The sequence below is a fragment of the Candidatus Albibeggiatoa sp. nov. BB20 genome (assembly GCA_016744725.1).
Classification (GTDB): domain Bacteria; phylum Pseudomonadota; class Gammaproteobacteria; order Beggiatoales; family Beggiatoaceae; genus Albibeggiatoa.
On record JADGDW010000013.1, the window covers coordinates 1 to 24,129 of the forward strand.

At 37.9% G+C, this 24,129-nt stretch carries 17 protein-coding genes; 9 read left to right on the forward strand and 8 right to left on the reverse strand.

What is annotated here, in order from left to right; genetic code table 11:
- Positions 1–268: 268 nt before the first annotated feature.
- The 3 genes from ABXH34_RS02665 (at position 269) to ppc (ending at position 6,552) form a co-directional block, all read left to right on the forward strand.
- Positions 269–2,203, forward strand: coding sequence for a COR domain-containing protein (locus ABXH34_RS02665; protein WP_353570313.1), 1,935 nt, complete (start codon positions 269–271; stop codon positions 2,201–2,203).
- Between the two features lie 9 nt (positions 2,204–2,212).
- Positions 2,213–3,454 carry a glycerate kinase type-2 family protein gene (locus ABXH34_RS02670; protein WP_353570314.1) on the forward strand — a complete coding sequence of 414 codons (1,242 nt, stop codon included), beginning with the start codon at positions 2,213–2,215 and terminating at the stop codon, positions 3,452–3,454.
- Between the two features lie 275 nt (positions 3,455–3,729).
- Positions 3,730–6,552, forward strand: coding sequence for a phosphoenolpyruvate carboxylase (gene ppc, locus ABXH34_RS02675; RefSeq protein WP_353570315.1), 2,823 nt, complete (start codon positions 3,730–3,732; stop codon positions 6,550–6,552).
- Positions 6,553–6,630: 78 nt separating this feature from the next.
- Here the strand turns inward: ppc and ABXH34_RS02680 are convergent, their stop codons facing one another.
- From ABXH34_RS02680 to pyrG, 8 genes are all read right to left on the reverse strand, one after another.
- Positions 6,631–7,113, reverse strand: a complete 483-nt coding sequence (locus tag ABXH34_RS02680) for a BLUF domain-containing protein (protein ID WP_353570316.1) — start codon at positions 7,111–7,113, stop codon at positions 6,631–6,633.
- A gap of 132 nt (positions 7,114–7,245) precedes the next feature.
- The gene (locus tag ABXH34_RS02685; RefSeq protein WP_353570317.1) at positions 7,246–7,815 is read right to left on the reverse strand and encodes a hypothetical protein; all 570 of its coding nucleotides are present in this window, start codon (positions 7,813–7,815) and stop codon (positions 7,246–7,248) included.
- A gap of 201 nt (positions 7,816–8,016) precedes the next feature.
- A complete protein-coding gene (locus tag ABXH34_RS02690; protein WP_353570318.1) occupies positions 8,017–10,377 on the reverse strand; it encodes a COR domain-containing protein in 2,361 nt (786 codons plus the stop codon).
- A gap of 399 nt (positions 10,378–10,776) precedes the next feature.
- The gene (locus ABXH34_RS02695) at positions 10,777–11,052 is read right to left on the reverse strand and encodes an RnfH family protein (protein WP_353570319.1); all 276 of its coding nucleotides are present in this window, start codon (positions 11,050–11,052) and stop codon (positions 10,777–10,779) included.
- Between the two features lie 29 nt (positions 11,053–11,081).
- Positions 11,082–11,756: an electron transport complex subunit E gene (locus ABXH34_RS02700; protein WP_353570320.1), complete on the reverse strand. Its 675-nt coding sequence runs from the start codon at positions 11,754–11,756 to the stop codon at positions 11,082–11,084.
- A 6-nt stretch (positions 11,757–11,762) separates the two neighbouring features.
- Entirely contained in the window at positions 11,763–12,452 is a 690-nt protein-coding gene (rsxG, locus tag ABXH34_RS02705) for an electron transport complex subunit RsxG (RefSeq protein WP_353570321.1), read from the reverse strand.
- Positions 12,453–12,455: 3 nt separating this feature from the next.
- Entirely contained in the window at positions 12,456–13,538 is a 1,083-nt protein-coding gene (locus ABXH34_RS02710; protein WP_353570322.1) for an RnfABCDGE type electron transport complex subunit D, read from the reverse strand.
- Between the two features lie 371 nt (positions 13,539–13,909).
- Positions 13,910–15,538 carry a CTP synthase gene (gene pyrG, locus ABXH34_RS02715; protein WP_353570323.1) on the reverse strand — a complete coding sequence of 543 codons (1,629 nt, stop codon included), beginning with the start codon at positions 15,536–15,538 and terminating at the stop codon, positions 13,910–13,912.
- A gap of 297 nt (positions 15,539–15,835) precedes the next feature.
- Between pyrG and ABXH34_RS02720 the strand changes: the two genes are divergently transcribed.
- From ABXH34_RS02720 to ABXH34_RS02745, 6 genes are all read left to right on the forward strand, one after another.
- Positions 15,836–16,348 (forward strand): ComEA family DNA-binding protein, encoded by a 513-nt coding sequence (locus tag ABXH34_RS02720; protein ID WP_353570324.1) that lies wholly within the window; start codon positions 15,836–15,838, stop codon positions 16,346–16,348.
- Between the two features lie 246 nt (positions 16,349–16,594).
- Positions 16,595–18,157: a hypothetical protein gene (locus ABXH34_RS02725; protein ID WP_353570325.1), complete on the forward strand. Its 1,563-nt coding sequence runs from the start codon at positions 16,595–16,597 to the stop codon at positions 18,155–18,157.
- Positions 18,158–18,291: 134 nt separating this feature from the next.
- Positions 18,292–19,092 (forward strand): inositol-1-monophosphatase, encoded by an 801-nt coding sequence (suhB, locus tag ABXH34_RS02730; protein ID WP_353570326.1) that lies wholly within the window; start codon positions 18,292–18,294, stop codon positions 19,090–19,092.
- Between the two features lie 165 nt (positions 19,093–19,257).
- Positions 19,258–20,205: a Nudix family hydrolase gene (locus ABXH34_RS02735; RefSeq protein ID WP_353570327.1), complete on the forward strand. Its 948-nt coding sequence runs from the start codon at positions 19,258–19,260 to the stop codon at positions 20,203–20,205.
- Between the two features lie 123 nt (positions 20,206–20,328).
- Positions 20,329–22,080 carry an ADP-ribosylation factor-like protein gene (locus tag ABXH34_RS02740; protein WP_353570328.1) on the forward strand — a complete coding sequence of 584 codons (1,752 nt, stop codon included), beginning with the start codon at positions 20,329–20,331 and terminating at the stop codon, positions 22,078–22,080.
- 734 nt (positions 22,081–22,814) lie between these two features.
- Entirely contained in the window at positions 22,815–24,125 is a 1,311-nt protein-coding gene (locus ABXH34_RS02745) for a TAXI family TRAP transporter solute-binding subunit (protein ID WP_353570329.1), read from the forward strand.
- The last annotated feature ends 4 nt before the right edge of the window (positions 24,126–24,129 follow it).

Consider the following 24,129-nt stretch of genomic DNA (forward strand, 5'->3'; position numbering starts at 1 on the left):
TCAAAAACTATTATACAAGAGCATATGAATGGCTTGCTTCAAGTTGCAAATATTGATAATGGAGCTTGTTTTACCATAATTATACCTATGGAATAATCAAATTTCCCAACTATCCCCATTAATAGGTCGACTAAAAAATTTAAATAAGCTTAGCTTGTGGCGAAATAAGATAAGTGATTTACCTAGTGAAATAAATCAATTGAATAAATTAACTTTCTTTGATTTAAGAGAGAATAATTTAAAACATATATCAAAAGATATAAAAAGTTTGAAAAAGTTAAAAATATTAGATTTAGGGGAAAATAAACTTAAGAAGTTACCGAAAGAAATAGGAGAGTTACAAAATTTAGAAAAATTACAATTATGGAAAAATAAACTTGAGTTTTTACCAAACGAACTTGGCAAATTACATAGTTTATTTCTTTTGGGAGTTGGTGAAAATCAACTGAAATATTTGCCAAACACTTTGGGAGAGCTTCAAAATTTATCTATTCTTCAGTTATGGAAAAATAATATAAAAGGCTTGCCATCAAGTATTGGAAATTTGAAAAAGCTTAAAGAGTTGCATATATCCAATACTCCTTTACAAAAATTACTTCCAATAGAAATTAAGACTCAAAACACTAAAGCAATTATTGATTATTTCAATTCTTTACAACAAGAACGCCCTTTAAACGAAATCAAAATATTGTTAGTTGGCGATGGTGGTGCTGGCAAAACCTCATTATTAAAACAACTCAAAAAACAAAGTTTTGATGAATACGAATCACAAACACATGGAATTAATATTCAATCTTTAACAGTCCATACCCAAAATAAACAACAAGACAATATCGAGGTTAATGGGCATTTATGGGATTTTGGTGGGCAAGAAGTCATGCACGCCACACATCAATTTTTCCTGTCCAAACGCAGTTTGTATATTTTAGTGCTTGATGGTCGCAAAGAAGAAAAAACTGAATACTGGTTGAAACATATTGAAAGCTTTGGCGAGGATTCTCCCGTTTTAGTGGTTTTAAATAAAATAGACGAAAACCCCAGCTTTGAAGTCAACCAACCATTTTTACGCGAAAAATATGCAGGGATTCACAGCTTTCACCGTATTTCCTGCAAAAACAAAATGGGATTTGACCAACTACAACAATCTATATCCAAAGCATTGATCGAAGTGGAAATTTTACAAACCGTATGGGGACAAAGCTGGTTTGAAGTCAAAAAAAACCTAGAAAATTTAACAAAACACTATATTTCACACGAAAACTATAAAAACCTGTGCAAACAACAAAAAATTGAAAAATCAGCACAAGACACCCTTGTGCAATTTTTGCATGATTTAGGCGTGATTATCCATTTTAAAGATTTCGATTTACGCGATACCTACGTGCTAGAACCTAAATGGGTCACAGAAGCGGTGTATAAAATTATCAATGCCCCTCAATTAGCAAAAAGCTACGGTATTTTAAAGCTAGAATGGCTGGATGAGATTTTAGAACCCAAAAACGAAAATGACTATAAATATCCAATTGATAAACATCGCTATATTATTCTATTAATGGAAAAATTTGAACTGTGCTACAAAATTTGTAAACAAACCATTTTAATCCCAGACTTATTACCTGTTGCTCAACCTACATTTGATTTTAACTACGATAATGCGCTGAAATTCAAACTTGAATATGATTTTCTGCCGCGCTCCATCATGCCCAAATTCATTGTTAAACGAAATACCGATATTTTAAACCAACTACAATGGCGGACGGGTGTGGTGCTATACGACAAAACCCACCAAGCCACCGCCGTAATTAAAGCCGACAACGAAGACCGCAATATTCAAATCTGGGTAACAGGACAACAAAAACGCGACTACTTCGCCACAATTCGTAAAACCTTATCGGATTTGCATAATGAATTTGAAAAACTCAACGTGATTGAACTCGTACCACTACCAGATAAAGACAAACGCGAACAAACGGTTTACGTGGAATATGAAGAATTAATCGGTCTGTATCTCGATAATGAAACTATCTTTCGTAGCGGAAAATTACGCAAAAAATACAATATCCGCCAACTACTTGATGGCATTATCGACATGAACGATCCACAACAAGTCAATCCACAAATCAATGTTTACGGTAATGTGCACGGCTCAAACCTTAATGCAGGCGACCACAATGAACAAAATATCAGAAAAAATACAAGGTAGCTGATAAACATGTCCATTTCATCCCGTCGTCAACAGCTATTAAATATTTATCATCATGCCTTACAAGCGGTGCATGGACGTAAATCTGTCTCCAGTTATTTACAACAACATAAATCATTCACTCAGCCCCCTGCGGTTATTGCAATTGGTAAAGCTGCTCCTGCAATGATGTTGGGTACGTTGGATGTTTTTGGCAAGCAACTGCAACAGGGTTTATTGATTACAAAACAAGGCTTATTAACTCAAAATCAGGCCTTTTCAGACGCTAATATCATCTGTTTAGAATCTGGACATCCTGTGCCAAATCAACATAGTATGGATGCAGGACAACAACTAATTGATTTTATAACAGCCTTGCCTAAAGATATGCCCATATTGTGTTTAATTTCTGGTGGCGCATCAGCTTTAGTTGAGGTTTTACCCGACCATATTTTGCTGGCAGATATACAGCGCGTGAACCAGTATTTATTAAGCTCAGGCTTGGATATTCAACAAATGAATCTGATTCGCCAGCAATTATCCTGTATCAAAGGCGGCCGTTTAGCGATACATATTCATCCGCAACAGCCTGTATTAGGCTTGTATATTTCTGATGTACCTGATGATGATTTATCCATTATTGGCTCTGGATTACTGGTTGAACCTAAACCTAAAATGATAGAACAACAAAACAATATTAATGCCGTTTTTGCTGATTTGAAATTATCGCCTATAACAGATTCCGTGGAAAATCAATCATTAGAAATTGAGCATCATATTATTGCAAGCTCTAGTATTGCTCGATTGGCGGCGTTGAATATGGCGCAACAACTTGATATAAATCCGATTCATTGTGCTGATGAACTACTGGTTGGTGATGTATTTGAGGCGGCTGACACTATTGTGCAAGGTATGAAGCAGACCGCAGGTTTATCTATTTGGTCGAGTGAAACAACAGTACAGTTACCTGAAACCATTGGGCGTGGTGGTCGTTGCCAAACCTTAGCTTTAGCCATTGCACAACAGATTGCAGGTGATACACAATGTTTTGTATTGGCAGGCAGTACCGATGGCAATGATGGCAGTCATTTTGTTGCAGGGGCTTTAGTTGATGGACAGACGATAAGCAGAGCGGAAACCCAAGGTTTAGATGTTACGGATTATTTAAACCGTGCAGATGCTGGCAGCGTGCTAGAGGTGACAGGTGATTTAATCGATACAGGTGAAACAGGCACTAATGTGATGGATTTAATTTTAGCTTGGCGAGTGTGACTTATTAAACCAAAACTCAACATAAAATATAAAGTGATTCATAAATCTATTTTAAATTTAAGGTTTTAGACTTCAGAAAAACTGAGAAATACGTGCATCATAGAAGCTCTTAAAAATAGGCCAATACACTAAAAATTCAAATCCCCTATTTTAGCTAATATTGCCCAAAACGCCTTATCCACATAATAGATATAAACAATTATTCTTTTAATAGTGGTTCATGTAATATATTCGGGTTATGGTGTTCGACACTTAAAGAGGAATAGGCGACAGGTATGGATAAATTAAGAGATAAATCACTACGTCGTTGTGTCAAATTACTGGGAAATATTTTAGGAAAAGTGCTATTAGAACGCGCAGATGGGCAAATTTATGCCAACATCGAAACCCTGCGTAAAGGCTACTTATCCCTAATTGAGCAAGAAGACCCTGCTAAAAGAAGACAACTACAACGGCTGATTCAAGCTTTATCCCCTGAAACCATTACCGAAGTGATTCGCGCGTATAATATCTACTTCAGTTTGATTAATATTGCTGATGAATTACACCGCCATTTAGGTCGCGTGCGCCAAATCCATCTAGGTGGCCCATTATGGGAAGGTTCATTTGACAATACCATGCGCAATTTTGTGGCTGAAGGTGTCTCCCCAGAACAAGTCCAAACGATTTTAAGCCAAATGGTTTATTACCCCGTGATGACAGCTCATCCGACTGAAGCCCGCCGCCGTGCAGTAATGAACGCCTTACGCCGTATTTTTGTGACTGCTGAACGTCTAAGCCAACGCCGTTTAAGTCGTATCGAGCGTCAAGAATTAGAATCAGAATTAGAAGCGCAAATTCACATTTTATGGCGTACTGACGAAGTGCGAATGCATAAACTCAATGTTGAAGATGAAATTAATAACGGCTTACATTATTTCCGTGAAAGTTTATTTACGGCTGTGCCACGGACTTATCGTGCAGTCGAACGCAGTATCAAACGCATCTATGGTACTGAAAAACCGATTAATATTAGCGTGCCTAGCTTTTTACGCTTTGGCTCATGGATTGGTGGTGATCGTGATGGCAATCCCTTTGTTAAGCCTGAAATCACTGAAAAAGCCTTACGGATGCACACTCAAGAAATCTTACAAGAATATTGTCGGAGGGTGAATGAGTTAATCGGCATTTTGACGCTCAGTTCTACATTATGCCAACCCAGTAAAGATTTTCAGGCAAGTCTGGAGCACGATATTGCTGTCTGTGTTGAAAGTGATAGTGATACTCATAAACGCTTAGAACATGAGCCTTATCGACGCAAACTCAGCATGATGCTCACGCGCTTACAGAATAATTTAGAGGCGGCTCAAGCCCATTTAAGTGGTGAAAAAACAGGTTTATTACTGGCTGAAAAACAAAAACGCAGTTATGCCAATGAGCAAGCGTTTTATCAAGATTTGATTATTATTCGGGATTCATTGGTGAGTCATGGTGACAAGCAAGTGGCTGATGGTAAATTGAAAGATTTATTGCGTTTAGTTGAGACTTTTGGTTTTTATTTGGTGAAATTAGATATTCGGCAAGAATCGACTCGCCACACAGATGCGGTGGCTGACTTGTTTGCATTACGTGAAATGGATTATCACAGTTTAAATGAGACAGAACGCTGTGCATTATTAACAAAGACGTTGGAAAACTTGGATAAAATTGAAATTGGTGACGCTGAGTTATCTGAGGAAACCAGTGAAACCTTAGCCGTATTCAACGTGATGCACAATATGCAGCGCGAAATCAGTATGGAAGCGTTTGGCAGTTATGTGATTTCAATGACCCATACCGCTAGCCATGTGTTGGAAGTAATGACTTTAGCGATGCAAAAAGGTTTAATCGGTAAACAAGGTCAACAATGGTATTGTGGTATTGTCGTTGCACCATTGTTTGAAACCATTGAAGATTTAAGCCATATTGATGATGTTTTAGCCGAATTATTGAAAAATCAGACTTATTGCGATTTATTACACGCTTCTGGCAATACTCAAGAGGTGATGCTGGGTTATTCTGATTCGTGTAAAGATGGGGGCATTATTTCTTCTGCATGGTTGTTGTATGAGGCACAAAAGAAAGTCACTGAGTTATTAAAACAGCATGGTGTAGAAGGGCGTTTATTTCATGGGCGTGGTGGCAGTGTTGGTCGTGGTGGTGGCCCAACTTATGATGCGATTGCCTCACAGCCTTTTGGTACGGTGGATGGACAGATTAAATTTACCGAACAAGGTGAAGTCTTGGCCTATAAATACAGTAATCCTGAAACTGCGATGTATGAATTGGCCGTGGGTTCTGCGGGTTTATTAAAGGCTTCAAGTCATTCAATTATTGAAAATAAAAACGGTGAAACTGAAGAATATTGCGGCATTATGCAGGCGTTGGCGCGATATGGTGAGAAACATTATCGTGATTTGACCGATCATACTGAAGGCTTTTTAACTTATTTTTATGAAACCACACCGGTATCTGAAATTGGCTTAATGAATATTGGTTCGCGTCCTGCGCGTCGGCAGCAAGATAATCCGTCGAAGTATTCGATTCGGGCGATTCCTTGGGTTTTTGGTTGGTCTCAATCACGTCATACTTTGCCAGCTTGGTATGGTCTGGGTTCAGCTTTTGAGCAGTTTTGTAATCAAAGTGAAGACAATTTGGCCATATTACAGAAAATGTATCAAAAATGGTCATTTTTCAAAGTATTATTGGACAATATCCAAATGGCTTTGTACAAGGCGGATGTGCCGATTATGAAAGAGTATGCGACATTGGCTTCTGATATTCAGGTGGCGCAAAAAATTTATGATACGGTGATTGAAGAGCATGAACGCACGGTAAAATATATTTTGGCGATTACTCAAAACGATTTATTGTTAGAGGACAATTCGATGTTGTCTTTATCTTTGGAACGTCGGCGGGCTTATATTGATCCGTTGAATGCGATTCAAGTACGTTTGTTGAAAGAGTATCGTCAGCAGGTGAATGCTGAAGAATTTGACGAGGCGGAAGCTCAACGCTGGTTAAGTCCGTTGTTACGCAGTATTAATGCGATTTCAGCAGGTATGCGCAATACGGGTTAATAAAAATAGGCGGCCTTCTCGATTTGATGGGAAGGCCAGCAGTTTCAAGGCGCATAAGCTTACCAGTATGGATTATTTTTACAAAAAGCCAAAGAGTCTTGTTTTTTTCGGCTTAGCTGGTTGTTCTGCCGCTTTATTTTCAGACTCCTGCTGATTGCTAAATGCTTCAGCAAGCATATGAATAGTGTAACTATCAAGCTCGTAAGGGTTAAAGGTTTTCGTTCCCACTTGTTTTAATATTTTCTCTACAACAGTAGAAGAACGAACATATTTCATACTCCATTCTTCAAATAAACGATTGCCTACTTCTTTAAATTCCAACAACTCCACTTCTTTATGCCGTGAATCGCCCGTGATTTGGCTATAGACTCGATTTACGCTTTTTCTGGGGCCTTCTAAGCATTGGAAAAAATAGCCATTACCCAAAAATAGAACGCCTGTCACATCTAAAGGCGGATTATTATGGCGACATGATTCTAAGATGCCACCTAGTTCCATTGGCGTATAGGTTTCAGTTGCTGAACTTGCGTAATATAAACGCGAAAGATATGATTCTGGCATGACTGGATCCTCAAATAATATATTGTTATAACTAAATTAATTAGAATATGATCTTAAATTTTGTATAGGCTACTAAGGTTTCTTATGAATCTTTTTGATACTAATAACATGGCATAGCAATTTATAGGAAGCTCACTGGTAGTTATCAATAGCGATAGGAAAAGCATGGGGATATATGTATCCAGCCTGTGTTTCTGGTTTCGCGTTTGTTTTTATCATAGGCTTAGTTTGTTTGTTTATTTCCCCAGTGGTTAATTTTAGTTCATTTGTTACTTTGGTTATGTTGCCATTGAGGGTATATAACTCTGCATCAATAGATTTAATTGAAGGTATAATCTCTTGTAATTTGATCGATGGTTGATATAGGGTGGGCTCAGGATAAGTATGTATTACTTCAATCGCTTGAGTTTGTAATACTTTGAATTCTTCTGTCTCTGAACCAAACTGTTTATTTAATACAGTTAGTTGGCTGGACATGGCTTGGGTATGTTGTATCATAATAAACAGTAAGAAGATAGTAAGTGAGAATAGGCCTCCCATACTTAAATGTAACCAATGGTTCGTTTGTTGTTCTGTTCGCATAGTGAATTGTTCACGTTTTTTGGCAACATCATTAAATTCGTTCATTGCAATCCGATAGTCATGAGAAATATTACTGAATGTTTGGCTTAGCTCCGCCATTCGATTAAGTTGCTCGCTCATAAATCCCTCCCCAGAGTTTAGTTACAAAGCATGTTTATAAAAACCAACCTTTTTGGTCGGATAAAAACTTAGCTTAGGGCATAAGGCTATATTTCAATCAATAAATCAAGTCACAGGGTATATTTTAATGGATAGAGGGTTTTTTGATTAAACTGATACAGTCTAATATCTTTGCAAAGCGTGTTGATGAAGAGATGTCTATTATTTTTGTAATTGTGCCAATAATTGTGCTTGTTGTTGTGGGCTGAGTTTGGCAAATTCAGCTAATTGTTGTTGAACATGGTCGCCTTGGTTTATGTTGGTATTTTCCGTATCGCCTTGTACTTGCATCACTTTTACATCGACATTAACGCCATTGTCTTGTTTTTCAGTTTGGATAAGCACATCACCGAGTAATTTTTGAACATTGAGTAGTTCGCCACTGGATTTGCATTGGCTGACATTACTTTTTGTTTTGAGGTTGAGCAGTTCGCTGTAAATATGGAAATAAGGTTGTTGTGTTCCTTCGCATTTAGCACAATTGCAGGGAATCAGTTTTTGTACTTTTAAGTTGTGATATTTGGCGTGGATTTTGTCCCATTCGTGCAATATGATGGTGGCGAGTTCTCGGCGATTTTGACCTTGGATGTGGATGTGAATCTCTCGTTTTTCATATTCTTCAATCACTTCTGCGCGGGTATTGTCTTTTTGTAACACCACGCCTTCTTTCCAAACCCGTTGTTGTTTGTGTTCGATATGTTTATGGATTGCAACGATAAATTGGGTCATCATACCTTTAGGCATAAATTCGTAGTCATAGCGTAAAACGGTGTTGTTGTTTGAATCCCAGTCATAATCAGGCTGTTTTGTTGGCAAGATTTGCGGTGCGATATAGGTATCACAATAATCCAGTTTGTAGCACAGTTTGAAGTTCATCATCAGTTGTAGTAATTCGCCGTGCATATTGTCGTATTCTGCTGCTTGCCAAATATCGGCTAAATCTTGTTGGTTGAATCTGCCATGATTGTTTTTGACTTTGGTGTTGTCCAGCACTTTGTAGGCTGCATCTGTACCCCATTCGGGTTTTAAAATAATGGTTTTGTTCAGTAATGGATCGTTTTGGAAGTGCAGGCTTGTGCCTAAGTCATGTAAATAGCCCGAGAGTTGCAGTTTGTCTTTTTGGCGGGTAAAGCCATTTTGTTCACAGAGGTTTAGGAATTCGTCTAGGCTAATGTAATTGCGGTTGTCGTTTTCTAGTGTTTGGCGCACGTCAATCCATGTTTTCGGCAGTTTTGAGCCGACATGATTTAGGTTTTTAAGTTCAAGTTGTAATTGTTGGAGAATTGATTCTAGGTTGCGGTTGGTGTCTAAATTGGTGGTTTGGATATGTTTGAGTTGTTTAAATCGACCTTTGAGGCGTGATTCATTGATGTCACATGGACGGTCTTGTTTTTCATTTTTGATGATAATGATGGGGCTGTCGTCGGCTAATAGTTCAACGATTTGTAACCAGTATTCAAATTTTGTGTCTTGTTTGCGGGTGTCGGCGACGAGGATATATAGTGAGCGTTTGGTGAGGAAAAATTGGTGGGTGGCGTGGTAGATTTCTTGTCCACCAAAGTCCCAAATATTGGCGATAAAGTTGCGGTTTTCGTTGATGGGGAATTTCCATGGATGGATGTCAATGCCTTCGGTGCTTTTTTCATCGGATTTAAGCGTATAGTTTGAATCTATTATTTTGTTCGCCAATGAGGTTTTGCCTGCCGCGCCTTCACCTAAAATTAATACTTTGGCTTCGTAAATAATGCCATCACCTTGTTCTAGCTGTTCAAAATAGTTGCGGATGGCTTTAATGCCTTTTGCCGCTATTTCATACGGTGGGGTTTCTAAAGGATTATCATATATACGAAGTCCACACAAATTTTTTAATTCCCTAAACGATGTGGGCAGCTCTTTTAGTTGGTTATTATTTAAACTTAAATCACTCAAGTTTTGCAGTTGCCCAAACGACGCTGGCAGCTCTTTTAGCTGGTTTCCATCTAAATATAATTTACTCAAGTTTTGCAGTTGCCCAAACGACGCTGGCAGCTCTTTTAGCTGGTTTCCATCTAAATATAATACACTCAAGTTTTGCAGTTGCCCAAACGACGCTGGCAGCTCTTTTAGCTGGTTTTCATTTAAATATAATTGACTCAAGTTTTGCAGTTGCCCAAACGACGCTGGCAGCTCTTTTAGCTGGTTTTCATTTAAATATAATACACTCAAGTTTTGCAGTTGCCCAAAGGATTCTGGGAGTTCAGCAATTTTATTGCCAACTAAATATAATTCTTTTAAATAACTAAGGGTACATAAACATTCAGGAATTTGTTTTATTTTACATTTGTATAAACTTAAAGCTATCACCTGTTGTTGTAAATTAATCTGATAGGCTTGTGAATCCCATTCAACTATCTTATATTTATTTAGTTTCACACCCAACTCTTGCTCTAATTGTTTAATTATATTAGGTTTTGGACTGATGAGTGTAATGAACAGTTGTTGGAGAGGTATGATTACAATTCTGAATAATAAATCTTTAAACATTGAAAAGTCCTTTTATCTGTGTTTGTTTTGAACATGATTTAACGGATGATGGGATAGACAGGATTTGTTTGCTTAAAGTTTAAGATGTGGGAAATAGATTTACAATGCGATTTAATCCTGAATATCTTTAAATCCGTTTCATCTTGTTCCAATGCTGCTTGTTTTGAACAGGATTTAACGGATGATGGGATGGATAGGATTATTGTCTGAATCAGGATTCACAAGATTAAAGAATTTTCAGGATTAAATTCAATCTCAAGTAATTGCCTCAATTTTCAAGCTCATCTACAATCTAATCAGGTTAATCCTAAAATCTTGCAAATCCTGATTCAGACAAAAAAAACCCCATTCCACAAACAGCAAAATAGAGCTTCTCAACATAAACCAAATCTTTAAATACTAATCGTCATCATCATCGTCGTCGCCATCCTTATAATCATCAGGATTAGCAATAATGCCACGATAAATTTCAACCCGATCATACTCTTGCAACACCGCAGTTAATTTAGCCGTTTTGCCATAAATACCAATTTTTTGCTTGTCTAAATCAATACTGGGCACTTTAGCTAAAATGCCTGATAGCTCAATTGCTTGCTGTACAGTGCTGCCTTCAGGTACTTCTAAACGTAGCCAAACCTGTTGCCGCATATCAGCATAAGCCACTCCAACGTTCATGCTTGTCTCCCTATGAAATCGCATCAGTATTATGTCGCTTGTGCTACGGGTTGACTGGCTGTAGCTTGCTCTAATCGCGCATCTAACAAACGTTTACCCGCCATCAAAAAGCCCATGACCAAAAATCCACCCGGTGGCAAAATCATAATCAAATAACCACGATAATCTGGGATTAAAGTCAACTCCATAAACGCAAAATTTTGACCCAACAACAATGACGCATTAGCGAATAACGTACCACTACCAATGACCTCACGAATCGCACCGAGTAACACCAACACCCACAAAAAGCCCAAGCCCATCATCAAACCATCTAGTGCGGCCAATTTGACTGGAAAACGTGAAGCAAAAGACTCAGCCCGTCCTAAAATCATACAGTTGGTCACAATCAACGGAATAAATAAACCCAGCACTTTATACAAATCATGCACAAACGCATTCATCATCATATCTACGATCGTCACCGTCGCTGCAATGAGCAAAATAAATACAGGAATCCGTACTTCTGGAGTAATAATCTCGCGCAATAATGAAATAATCACACTGGTTGCTACGACTACAAACAAAGTCGCTAAGCCCATACCTAAGCCGTTGGTGGCACTGGTTGTCACCGCGAGCAATGGACATAAAGCCAATGACTGTCCTAATACAGGGTTATTATCCCATAGTCCCTCACGCGCAAGGGTTTTATATGTCATTTCCATCGCTTGTTACCTCTTCGGTTTGACTGGGACAGGTTCGGGTTTAATTTCTTCAGGTTCAGGCATTGGCTTTTCGATAATCGCAACTTTGTGCTGCTCGAAAAAATCCAAACCCTGTTTAACCGCTTTCACATAAGCCCGTGGAGTAATGGTCGCACCTGTGAACTGGTCAAAAATACCACCATCTTTTTGTACACTCCAACCTGCATCTTCTGGATTCATCAAGGACTTGCCGTTAAAATTCAGCACCCAATCATTTTTAGCCAATTCAATTTTGTCACCTAAGCCTGGTGTTTCACTGTGACTCAATGTCCGAACACCCAAGACATCTCCAGTTTTATCCACACCCATAATCAGATGAATATCACCAGAATAACCTGCTTCAGCCATTTCAAACGCAGCCGCAGTCACAACGCCCTCTTTTCTAGCAATAAATACAATTTTGGTTTCGCCCGTTTCTAAAGCAATTGGGAATTGTTCTGCCAATAAATTACCATCGTAATATTGCTCAGGAATGACTTGTACTAGTGAAGCGCGTTGTTCTTCTGCTAAAGCATGTTCAATCGCACCACGGGTTTCCACATGAGCAATTACCAAGGCCGCGCCTGATAAAAAGCCAATACCACCCAACAACATACTGTGATAAGACAGCCGATTTCGATATGAAGGGATTTTGGCAGCCGTTTTTTGTAAAGCCATGATTTACCCCTTATTACTTGCAGGTTGCGTATCCAACGGGCGACCACGACGATCACGCCCATAAATACGCGGTCTGACATAATGATCGATCAACGGTGTCATCGCATTCATCAATAACACCGCAAACCCAACACCCTCTGGGAATGAACCCCAAGTCCGAATCAGGAATTCTATTAAGCCAATCCCCATACCAAATAAAATACGCCCTTGACTAGTAGAGGGTGCAGTCACAGGATCCGTTGCGATGAAGAAGGCAACCAATAATGTGCCACCATTGAAAGTATGAAATAGGGCATTGGTATAATGGTCAGGGTCTATAAAACTAAATATAGTTGCTAATAAAGCTAAAGTTACAAGCATTGCTACGGGAATTTGCCATGTAATAATGCGCTGATATATCAGATAAATACCACCAGCTAAAATTAATAATCCAGACGTTTCGCCTAAGCTACCCGCAGTCCAACCAAATAATGAAGTGCCATAACTATAATTCACCAAACTCTCAGCTACGGTATGATTTAACGTCATTTCGGTTTTGACATATCCAAGCAAGCTGGCACTCGAAACCGCATCAAAATACTGGGTTGCACCACCAAAAGTAATGGCAAGTGATTCTAAAAATCCGGGGGCATTAGCTGAAAATAACGGAGTAGGTGTGATCCAAGTAGTCATTTCTAACGGAAACGCAACCAATAGCATGACCCGAGCTAACATTGCTGGGTTAAATAGGTTTTGTCCGATACCACCATATAGATGTTTGCCAATCACTAGCGCGAAACTGACCCCTATAACAGGAATCCACCAAGGTGTCCAAGGCGGTAGAGTCAAGGCGATTAATAAACCTGTGAGAAATGCAGAACCGTCATTTAAGAACAATTTAACGGGTTTGTTTGCAATATAAAGACACGCGGCTTCAACACCAATGGCTGAAACTAAGCTGATAATGAGCAGGTTAAATGCAGGCCAGCCAAACAAGTACACTCCAAATAATGCAGTTGGTATTGTGGCCATAATCACTTGGCGTATCACCCAAGGTACGGACGCAGGTGCATGAATATGCGGGCTGCTGACAATTGTGCTTTGCATGGTTTTAGCCTATTCCAAAAAATCTGACTAATAGGCTATCAGCATGGATTATGCCCAATTATTTATATTTTAAAAATCAGATAATTATAAATTTAAAATGGCATTTTGTAAGATTTGCAACACACAGTTGTTAGGGATAAATAGGGGTTTGTTGTGAATGGGACAATGCAGGGGAATACTAGGTTGAGAAAATTAATATATGGCGGGCGTTTTGCATGATTTTTCCTGCGATCCTGTTATGGCAGAGAACACTATAATATATTAGGCAAATTTAAAACCTATAGCCTATAAATTCATTATCATACGCAGTATTATTTAGAAAAATAGCTTATTCAAAGAGCAGAAAGAACTAACCTGCTCCTTATTTGATATTACCCTGCTTGCTTATACTTTCTCGCCGCTTGAATAAATCCTGAGAATAGAGGATGTCCATCGCGTGGAGTAGAAGTAAATTCTGGATGGAATTGACAACCTACAAACCAAGGGTGATGTGCATTTTCTACCACTTCAACTAAATTCCCATCAGCGGACATCCCAGCAAATACTAAACCCGACTGACGCAGCAAGCCAATATATTGATTATTAAACTCATAGCGATGACGATGACGTTCACGAATCACCTCTTGATTATATAATTCACGGGTTTTGCTACCTGACATCAAATGACAAGTTTGACCGCCTAAACGCATTGTGCCCCCTAAATTGGAGCTTTCTGTACGTGTTTCAACCCCGCCAGAGTCATCTAACCATTCCGTAATTAAAGCAATTACTGGATGAGGTGTCTTAGGATTAAATTCAGTACTATGAGCATCATTTAGGCCTGCAACATGACGTGCAAAATCCACCACAGCCACCTGCATTCCCAAACAAATACCTAAATAAGGCACATGATTCTCACGCGCATATTGGGCAGCAGTAATTTTGCCTTCAATACCTCGCTCACCAAAACCACCGGGGACGAGAATTGCATCCATATTTTCTAAACACCCAACCCCTTTTGTTTCAATGTCTTCTGAATCGACATAAGCAATTTTAACTTTGGTTTGGGTTTTAATCCCCGCATGAATTAATGACTCAGTCAATGATTTATAAGCATCTGTTAAATCCATATACTTACCAACCATCGCCACTTTCACTGTAGTATTGGTATTTTTCTGTGCTTCAACCACCCGTTCCCATTCAGATAATTCAGCAGGACTCGTTTCAAGTTTTAATTTTCCGCACACGATGTCATCTAATTCTTCTTTGTGCAATTGCACTGGAATTTGATAAATGCTGGGCGCGTCTAATACAGGAATGACTGCTCTTTCATCAACATCAGTGAATAGCGCTATTTTACGTCTTTCTGAATCAGAAATAGGATGGCTTGAACGACATAACAATACATCTGGTTGAATACCAATAGAGCGTAATTCTTTCACAGAATGCTGAGTCGGTTTGGTTTTTAATTCACCCGCAGAAGGAATGTAAGGAACAAGTGTTAAATGGATAAATAACACCCGTTCACGCCCTAACTCCGCACGCATTTGGCGAATGGCTTCTAAAAAGGGTAGTGATTCAATATCACCTACCGTACCACCGACTTCAACTAACGCCACATCCACACCTTGCACACCTTCATGGATACTGCGTTTAATTTCATCCGTAATATGTGGGATGACTTGTACCGTTGCCCCTAAATAATCTCCACGTCGCTCTTTGCGAATCACATTTTCATATACGCGACCCGTAGTAAAGTTATTACTTTTAGTCATTCGAGAACGGATAAAACGCTCATAATGACCTAAATCTAAATCGGTTTCTGCGCCATCATCCGTAACAAAGACTTCACCATGTTGAAATGGACTCATCGTACCGGGATCAACATTAATATAAGGATCAAGCTTGAGTAATGTCACCTTAAGATTACGTGCTTCTAAGATGGCGGCTAGGGAAGCGGCTGCAATACCTTTTCCTAATGAGGAAACTACGCCACCTGTAATAAATATAAATCGTGTCATGTCTGCTTAGTTGGTTGCGATTATGATGGCCTCAAAATATCAAATTAGAACTGGCATCTCAATAGAATTCTTAGCTTACTAATTCAAATTTTGAGTTGAAAAATAGGCAGTTTTGTGCCTTGCTAATACTTATTATAACTATTGTAGAACGAATGTGTTTACAATAATTTTGTTTAATTTGAGGGAAATGAAAAAAAAATATTAAAAATTAATATTACCCCCTGTTTTAGTATTGATTAAACCGTTAATTGTCGATATTATGCAAATCTTTAACAATTAATTTACAGGGAGTTTGTTATGCGTTTATTGAAAATTTTGTTTTTTGCAATGTCAATTCTATCTCATGTTGTTTATGCAGAACCTGTTGAACAAGTGAATATTAACAAGGCCGGTGCAGAAAGAATCAAGCAAGTACTATCAGGAATTGGCGATAAAAAATCGCAAGCTATCGTTGAATATCGAAATGCCCATGGCGATTTTAACTCTGCTTATGACTTAATGCTAGTAAACGGTATTGGTAAAAAAACCGTCGACAAAAATATAGACAGAATTATTTTATCTGATCCAGAACCAGCAGAAGAAACAAGCCAAGATAGTGCAAATCAGATTGAACAAAGTTTACCCGCTGTTTCAATATCGAATCTAACGACCACGGTAAGTTTTGTGGAATCAATTAAAACAATGGCCCAAGATGCAAAACAAACATTTGATATTGATCCCCATTTTTCTGCTGAATTGCAAATTACACCAGAATTATTAAATGCTGCTCAAAAAGCGGGGAAACAAACTATTCACTCTGTAGTTGAATAAGCTTCCTTTTTCTATATTGGCAGTCTTGGTTAAATTCAGGATTGCCAACCTTTCCTCAAATAGATTCTAAATTATCCTGTCAATGAGCGTAGTTAAAAACCAGCTTTTATTTCAGCCGTGTGTTTTAGAATGCAATCCTTTTTTAAAATCTTAGATTATTTTGAATCAGCAACTATTGTTTGACTTTTAGTTTTATATTGTTAAGGATGCGGTATCTTCTGATTTTGAGAAAATTAGTGAGCCTGTATGAAAAAACGGATACTTTATCTTACCGATCATGAGCTCGTTGCTTATCAAGCTGCTAAAAAAAATGGTGTGCTACAAGAAATAGGGCGCTTTCAAAACAATGAGGCTGATATTGCTGCTTTTACGCAATATTTACAACTTCACTTTAAAATACCTATTTTCATTTTAGTTGACAGTGTTCATGAAGAATACCGCCATATCACCATACCCCATGTTGTGGGCAAAGATCGTCAAGATTTACTCACACACCGAAAAAAACGTTTTTTTGAACACACGCCTTATAGCTATGCCTCTGTTCAGGGAAGAGAAACGCAAGGTCGAGGTGATGATAAAGTGCTATTTACGGCAATTACTAGCCCTGAATTGTTTCAGCCATGGATAGATATCATTAATAAGGCCAAGGTGCCACTGGCTGGTATTTTCTCCATGCCATTGCTGAGTGAATTTTTACTCAGCTATTTTGAATCACATCCCTATACTTTATTAGTCACTCATACGCCCAAAATTAATGAGCATAGTGCCCAAGGGTTGCGTCAAAATTTCTTTTTTAATCAGAAGCTTCAGCTAAGCCGTTTGGTTGCATTGACTGAAACGGATTTATCAAACAATTATATTGAATCTGTGATTAAGCAAATTATCATCACTCAACGTTATTTAGGTTCAATTCGGATTTTGCCACCGTCAGTAGAATTAAATGTGGTGTTATTAGCTCAACCCGATTATATCGATGAATTACAAGCTTATTTACAACGCAATAGTGTGCCAGAAATTAATATAAAACTGATTAGTTGTGCCAATTTTATGAAAAATGAGCAACAATTGACTGAAATGGGCTGTTTACACTATTTAGCAGGCTACTATCTACTACAAAATACGCCTCAAAATCATTATGCTAAATCCACTGATATTCGCTATTTTATTTATCATCGTTTACGTTTGACGATGTATAGCTTATCGGTTATTTTTCTATTAACGAGTATGGCTTTTGCTGCATTGAAGTCAATTGAGGCTTTACAAATTAATGAGCAAACACAATCAGTTGAAAAGCAGATTAATCTCCATCAACAACAAATAGATAAACTCAGAGCATTGCAGCCAGATTTACCCGCAGAAATTGAAGTTATTCGCACCGTTGTTAATTACGGGCGGATTCTAACTCAACAGCATATTTCTCCTCATAATATGTTGACCCATTTCAGTTCAACACTGACTCAAAACCGCTTAGTAATACTAGATAAACTCAGTTGGGGAGTTGTAGATATTGAACAAGGATTGTTTTCTAAAAAAACCAAAATCATCGAACCTGATAAAAAGCCTTATTTTATACAAGGATTAAGAGTTAACGCCAGCATTGAATCAAGTACAGGCGATTATCGTCGCGCATTATTAGTTTATAAACGTTTTTTAGAAGATTTAAAGCAAACCCATCAATTTAGTGAAATTATTGAAATCCAACCCCCTTTTGATATGGCTGCATTATCAAGTTCAAACAAAGCAGAAACAAGCTCTAAAAAAGTCTCTTTCATTTTAGATTTATTTATATTTCACCAATATGGTCATTAATCAAAAGTTTAGAAATAATTTAGTTTGAGAATATTGCTGAATCCTAAACTAAATCAGACTTATAAGACAAATCGCTGGATAATAGTGTAAAATTTGTCAACTTATAAGTATTATTCAGTCTTTAGAGAAAAGCCATGAATCCAGCATTAAATATTGCCATTACAGCAGCACGTCGTGCAGGCAGCCAAATTTTACGTGGACTCGACCAACGCCATGAGTTACAAATTGATATCAAAGGGCAAAATGATTTTGTTAGTGAAGTCGATAGAAATGCTGAGAAAAGCATCATTGATGTGATACAAAAAGCCTATCCAGAACATGCTATTCAAGCAGAAGAAAGTGGCTTTCAAGAGGGCAAAACCGAATATGAATGGATTATTGATCCGTTAGATGGCACAACTAATTTTTTACATGGTAATCCTCAGTTTTCAATTTCAATTGCATTGCGTCATAAAACCCGTTTTGAAGTATGCGTAGTTTATGATCCTTTACGTGATGAGCTGTTTACTGCTGCTCGTGGTGAAGGGGCTCAAATGAATGGGCGGAAAATCCGTGTGACTAGTTTACCTTCTTTGCAAAATGCCTTAATTGGAACAGGTTTTCCATTTAAATGCCAGCAACATATTGATGTTTATTTAGCCATGTTTAAAGCCATGTTGCAACAAGTGGCTGATATACGTCGTCCGGGTTCAGCGGCATTGGACTTGGCTTATGTGGCTTCTGGCCGATTAGATGGTTTTTGGGAAATTGGCTTACAACCTTGGGATATGGCAGCGGGCATATTATTAGTTGAAGAAGCAGGCGGCCTTGTTTCAGATTTTGGTGGCGGACATGATTACTTTAAAACAGGCAATATAATTACAGGTAATCCACGAATTTTAAAAGCGATTTTAAAAACAATTCGTCCTCATTTAACCCCTGCATTACAGCGATAATTTTCGATTTGAAACCTGAAATTAAGATTTAACTCAGATTGTAAAATTCAGTTTAAAAAACCATTTGAAATTGCAAATCTAAGCCATCAGCAGATAAAATGGGCTTTATTAAGTAAGCATTAAACTTCATTTAGCCCTGTATTTCACAGGAATAAGCAAATCAATATGTCAAAAACAATTCATGTTGTTGCAGGTGTTATTACCAATTCTAACCAAGATATATTGCTTGCGTTGCGTGATGCACAAGCCCATCAGGGTGGCTTATGGGAGTTTTCTGGTGGAAAAAAAGAGTGGGATGAAACAGTTGAACAAGCCTTACAACGTGAATTATACGAAGAGTTAAATATTTCGATTCAGCAAGCACGGCCTTTAATTCGTGTTCGCCATGCTTATCCTGATAAAACCATATTGCTTGATGTCTGGCAAATTGAACATTGGACGGGGCAACCCTTTGGTAAAGAGGGTCAGCCAATTGAGTGGTGCGCTAAACAAGACTTAGATCAAAAGTCATTTCCTGCTGCCAATGATCCGATTGTCAATGCGGCTAAATTGCCCGATAAATATTTAATTACGCCTGAACCAAAACAATGGAACGATAAGACTTTTTTTTATCAATTGGAGCATAGTTTAGAGCAATCGATTCAGTTGGTGCAATTACGGGCTAAGCATTTGTCGGAACGGGATTATTGCTATTGTGCTGAAAAAACCTTGAGTTTATGTGAATCTTATCGAGTACAATTGTTAATGAATACTACGCCTGAAATGGCTTTGTCCGTTGGTACGCATGGTGTGCATTTGGATTCTAAACGTTTACATCAGTTTTCAGAGCGGCCATTGCCCACCTCGTTATGGCTTGCTGCTTCTTGCCATCATCAACAAGATTTGCAACAAGCTGAAGCGATTGGGGTTGATTTTGCGGTGCTGAGTCCCGTTAAATTAACCCAGAGTCATCCAGATTCAAAACCTTTGGGTTGGCTAAATTTTTGGGCATTAACCGAACAAACTAAATTACCTATTTATGCTTTAGGTGGAATGCAGTTAAGCGATATACCAATTGCATGGACGCATGGTAGTCAAGGGATTGCTGCAATTAATGGCTTATGGAAACAGTAAACATCAGACTGATTTTGCATGAGTATTGCAAGTAATTAACAAATCAAAATGCCATACAGTGCTGCTTATGGTATTATTTATTAAACAATAGCAAGCATCTGTGCAGTTAGGGATTCAAAAGCAATGGCTATTATTGATACGGAAAAAAATACTGTTGTCATTCGTATTGTGTTCGATGGGTCTCCCCTGTCTGGCAAAACAACGACTATTTATGCGCTAAGAGATGCTTTAACACCGAGCAGTGAGGTTTTTCCTCCTGATGGTGATACTGACACTACATTATATTTTGATTGGCTTGAATACACAGGTGGCCAATTTCAGCAAATGCCGATTACGTGTCAAATTGTCAGTACTCCTAGCCAAGCAAATTTAAATGCCCGCCGCCAATATTTATTAAATACCGCAGATGTGGTGATTTTTGTCATCGATGCCGCAGATAATGACCAGCAAACAGCACTTGAATATTATGCCGATGTGCAAACCATTCAAGCTGAAAATGGCTCTAAGGCATTAATTCTTGCCAATAAACAAGATAAGAAAGATGTCATCAATGATGAGTTAGCTTACTTGTATCAGACCGATGATGATGTGGAAACCAAAATAGTCCAAGCATCGGCTTTGAAAAATCAGGGCATACGTGAATCCTTTGTATTAGCAGTGCGCTTGGCTTCTGAACGTTTAGAAACCTTACAAGCTCAGGGCGATAGTTTAGATCAACAGCCTAGTGAAAAAACGGCTTCCGAATTGCTCAGTGCGATACAGCAATTGGAGCATGAAGAACCTAATGATATTAGTTTGAGCACCAGTGAATTAGAAGCTTTAGCCGATTTAAGCGCAGAGCCTATTTTAGAGACTTTAACCCCGACCGCTTCAACTCCTGATTTAACTGATACACAAATACAAGCATTAGCTAATTTAGATGATGATGTGCTATTGCCTGAAATAGACGCTGACTCAGAGATAGTAGCCACATCGGAGCTATCAGAACCTGAATCTGATGGGTCTATTGAGCCTATAGACAGTTTAGAAGATAGCGCGTTAGTTACTATTGCTAACCTAGCACAGGACCCAATTGACGACTTGCCCAGTATAGAAACTGCTGCTGATGTAGAAATTAATGAACCTGTTAAATCTCAACGATTACCCCGATTTCCAGATGAAGAAACGCCGTACCAATGGGTTTATCCTCCATTATTAGGCCGAAATATTTTAGCCAAACCTGATTTTCAGCGAGGTTTACGCCCTAGTTTAGATGATGAAACATGGATGATTCATTTAGATGGGCAATGGCGATGTTTTTCTAATTTAGACTGGGAATATCCGACGGAACAAGCGGCTCGCCAAGCATTACGTGAACAAACTGCATGGCATGTACAATGTAATCCTTTGTTGATGAAACAACGTTGCGTGGCTATCGCACAAGAGCGTAAAACATGGCGTTTATGGCAAATTACTCAAGCTCCAACTCATTTAGCTGAGCAGTTAACTGAGGCACTGTTGCTTACTGATGTTAATCAATTGGTTGTAGAAACCTTTACTTGTGCCACTTGTTATTTAGACGCATATCAAGAATTATCCCAATTACCTTTTGAATTCCAAGTACAGTTGGATAATGTGGAAGTACACGAAAAACATATTGCTTACTTAGGTGTAATTTATGGGGAAAAATCGTCAGCCACAGATAATTATTTAGGCAGCAATGATGCAATTAAGCAAGTTTTAAAACAGGGTTTTACCTCTATTGTGCAGCAAGCTGTTCGAACTGAAGATTTAGATGTTGAGGCTATTGTCTCAGAATTAGAAGCCGTACAAACCCAAGATGATAATTTGATTGTAGTAGAATCATTAGCAGAACTATTTGTTGAAGCTATTTAATTAATAATATAGTCATTTTATTTTAAGATGATACAGGACTGGCAGTCCTAGATTTTAAAACTATTTGGTATTTAAAGTATTTCAGGACTGCCAGTTTTCATACTCAAGACAAAATTGACTATACCAAAGAGCTGTGTTTTCAATTATTGAGAATAAGCAATTCTAATGCTTGCTAAGATGGTGAGATATTCAAAATATCAGAGCCATCTAATTATCAATACTGCTGAAATAATTGCATCTATGAATCAAATCCAAGCATCAATTACCACACATCCTAATTTCACCAAATCTTTAACACTATAGTCAATTCTATCTTGAGTGTGAGGACTGGCAGTCCTGAAATACTTTAAATACCAAATAGTTTTAAAACCTAGGACTGCCAGTCCTAATATTATTTTAGAATAAAACGACTATATCCGAATTATTGTTTTTAGAACATACAAAATAATTCAATCTTCTATAAATTATATTTTCTTTGCAACTTATTGATTTTATTTTACATATTAAAAACGCCAAAGCCTTGTATAAGATAAAATGATGATAAATATTTAAGGCAAGCTCTTGCAAGATAAATGCAACTGATGAGAAATAAAATAAATCCCATCAGGATTGTGGTCAGTATTTATCCTAATTATTAGGATTGGTCATATTTTTGCGACATTGATCTATTATTATTTTTGTATCTTATTGAGAAAAATGCTAGCGTTAGCACCTAAAAATGGATGGAGTCGGTTATGAAATTAAATTCATCACTTAAGTTTAGTTTACTGGTTGTTGGACTGATGGGATTGGTTTTCTTTATTGCTTATCAATTTGTGCCACCACCACCGCCTAATAAAATAAAAATTGCGACAGGTCGTGAAGGTGGAGCTTATTACAATTTTGCCTTGCAATATAAAGAAGAGCTTAAAAACAGATTTAAAATCGAGCTTGAGATTATGCCCACAGCAGGTTCTGTTGCTGCGATTACTGCACTGTCCGAGGGCAAAGTTGATTTTGCATTTGTGCAGGGTGGTGTCGCAAAGAAAATTGAAACCATTGATAAAACCAAGCTTGTTTCTGTTGCCAGTTTATTTTATGAGCCACTTTGGGTATTCCATCAAAATAGTGTTTCAATCCAATATTTATCAGATTTACGTGGAAAACGGATTGCTGTTGGAGAGTTAGGCAGCGGCACAAGACCACTTGCAGTGAATCGTCTTAAAGATAATGGAGTGACAGCAGAAAACTCATTATTTTTTGATATTCCTTCAACCGATGCGGTTAAAAAACTACAAACAGGTTTAATAGATGCGGCTTTTTTTGTCACATCCCCAAAGTCAGAAGGGATTGCCGAACTTATGACATCGTCTAATATTGATCTCATGCACTTTGAACGTTATGCAGCTTACACTAAGCGTTACCATCATATTAATTATGTTGAAATCAATCAGGGTAGTATCAATTTAGCGAAAAACTTACCTAAGCAAGATACAATATTATTGTCCGTCACAGCCAGTTTACTGACCCATAAAGACATACATGATGGGTTAATTCGTATTTTGTTACATATTTTAAAACCAATTCATGAAAAAGGTGGATTGTTAGAACCCTCTAAAACATTTCCAACCGCAGACTATTTGGAATTACCGCTGCATCATAGTGCTAAACATTTTTTAGCAAATGGCCCGTCTTGGCTAGAGAATTTCTTTCCTTTTGGCGTTTCGGTGCAATTGGAGCGTCTCAGTATTATGTTGATTCCATTGCTCACATTGCTATTTCCCTTACTTAAAGGTGCATTTCCGATTTATCGTTGGAGTATTCGTTCTAAAATTTATCGTTGGTATGAAATGCTCAGAAACATTGATAAGGATATTGAACATTTAGAGTTAGAAATCGTAAACAAAGAAATCAAACGGCTTTCAGAGCTAAGAATGGAGTTGGCTAATCAGGTTTCTGTGCCCTTGTCCTACATGTCAGAGTTTTATACTTTGCGAGTACATATCAACTTGGTTTTGCAACAATTAAAAGAACAACGCCAACGTCTCGAAGAATTAAATAAGTAAAAAT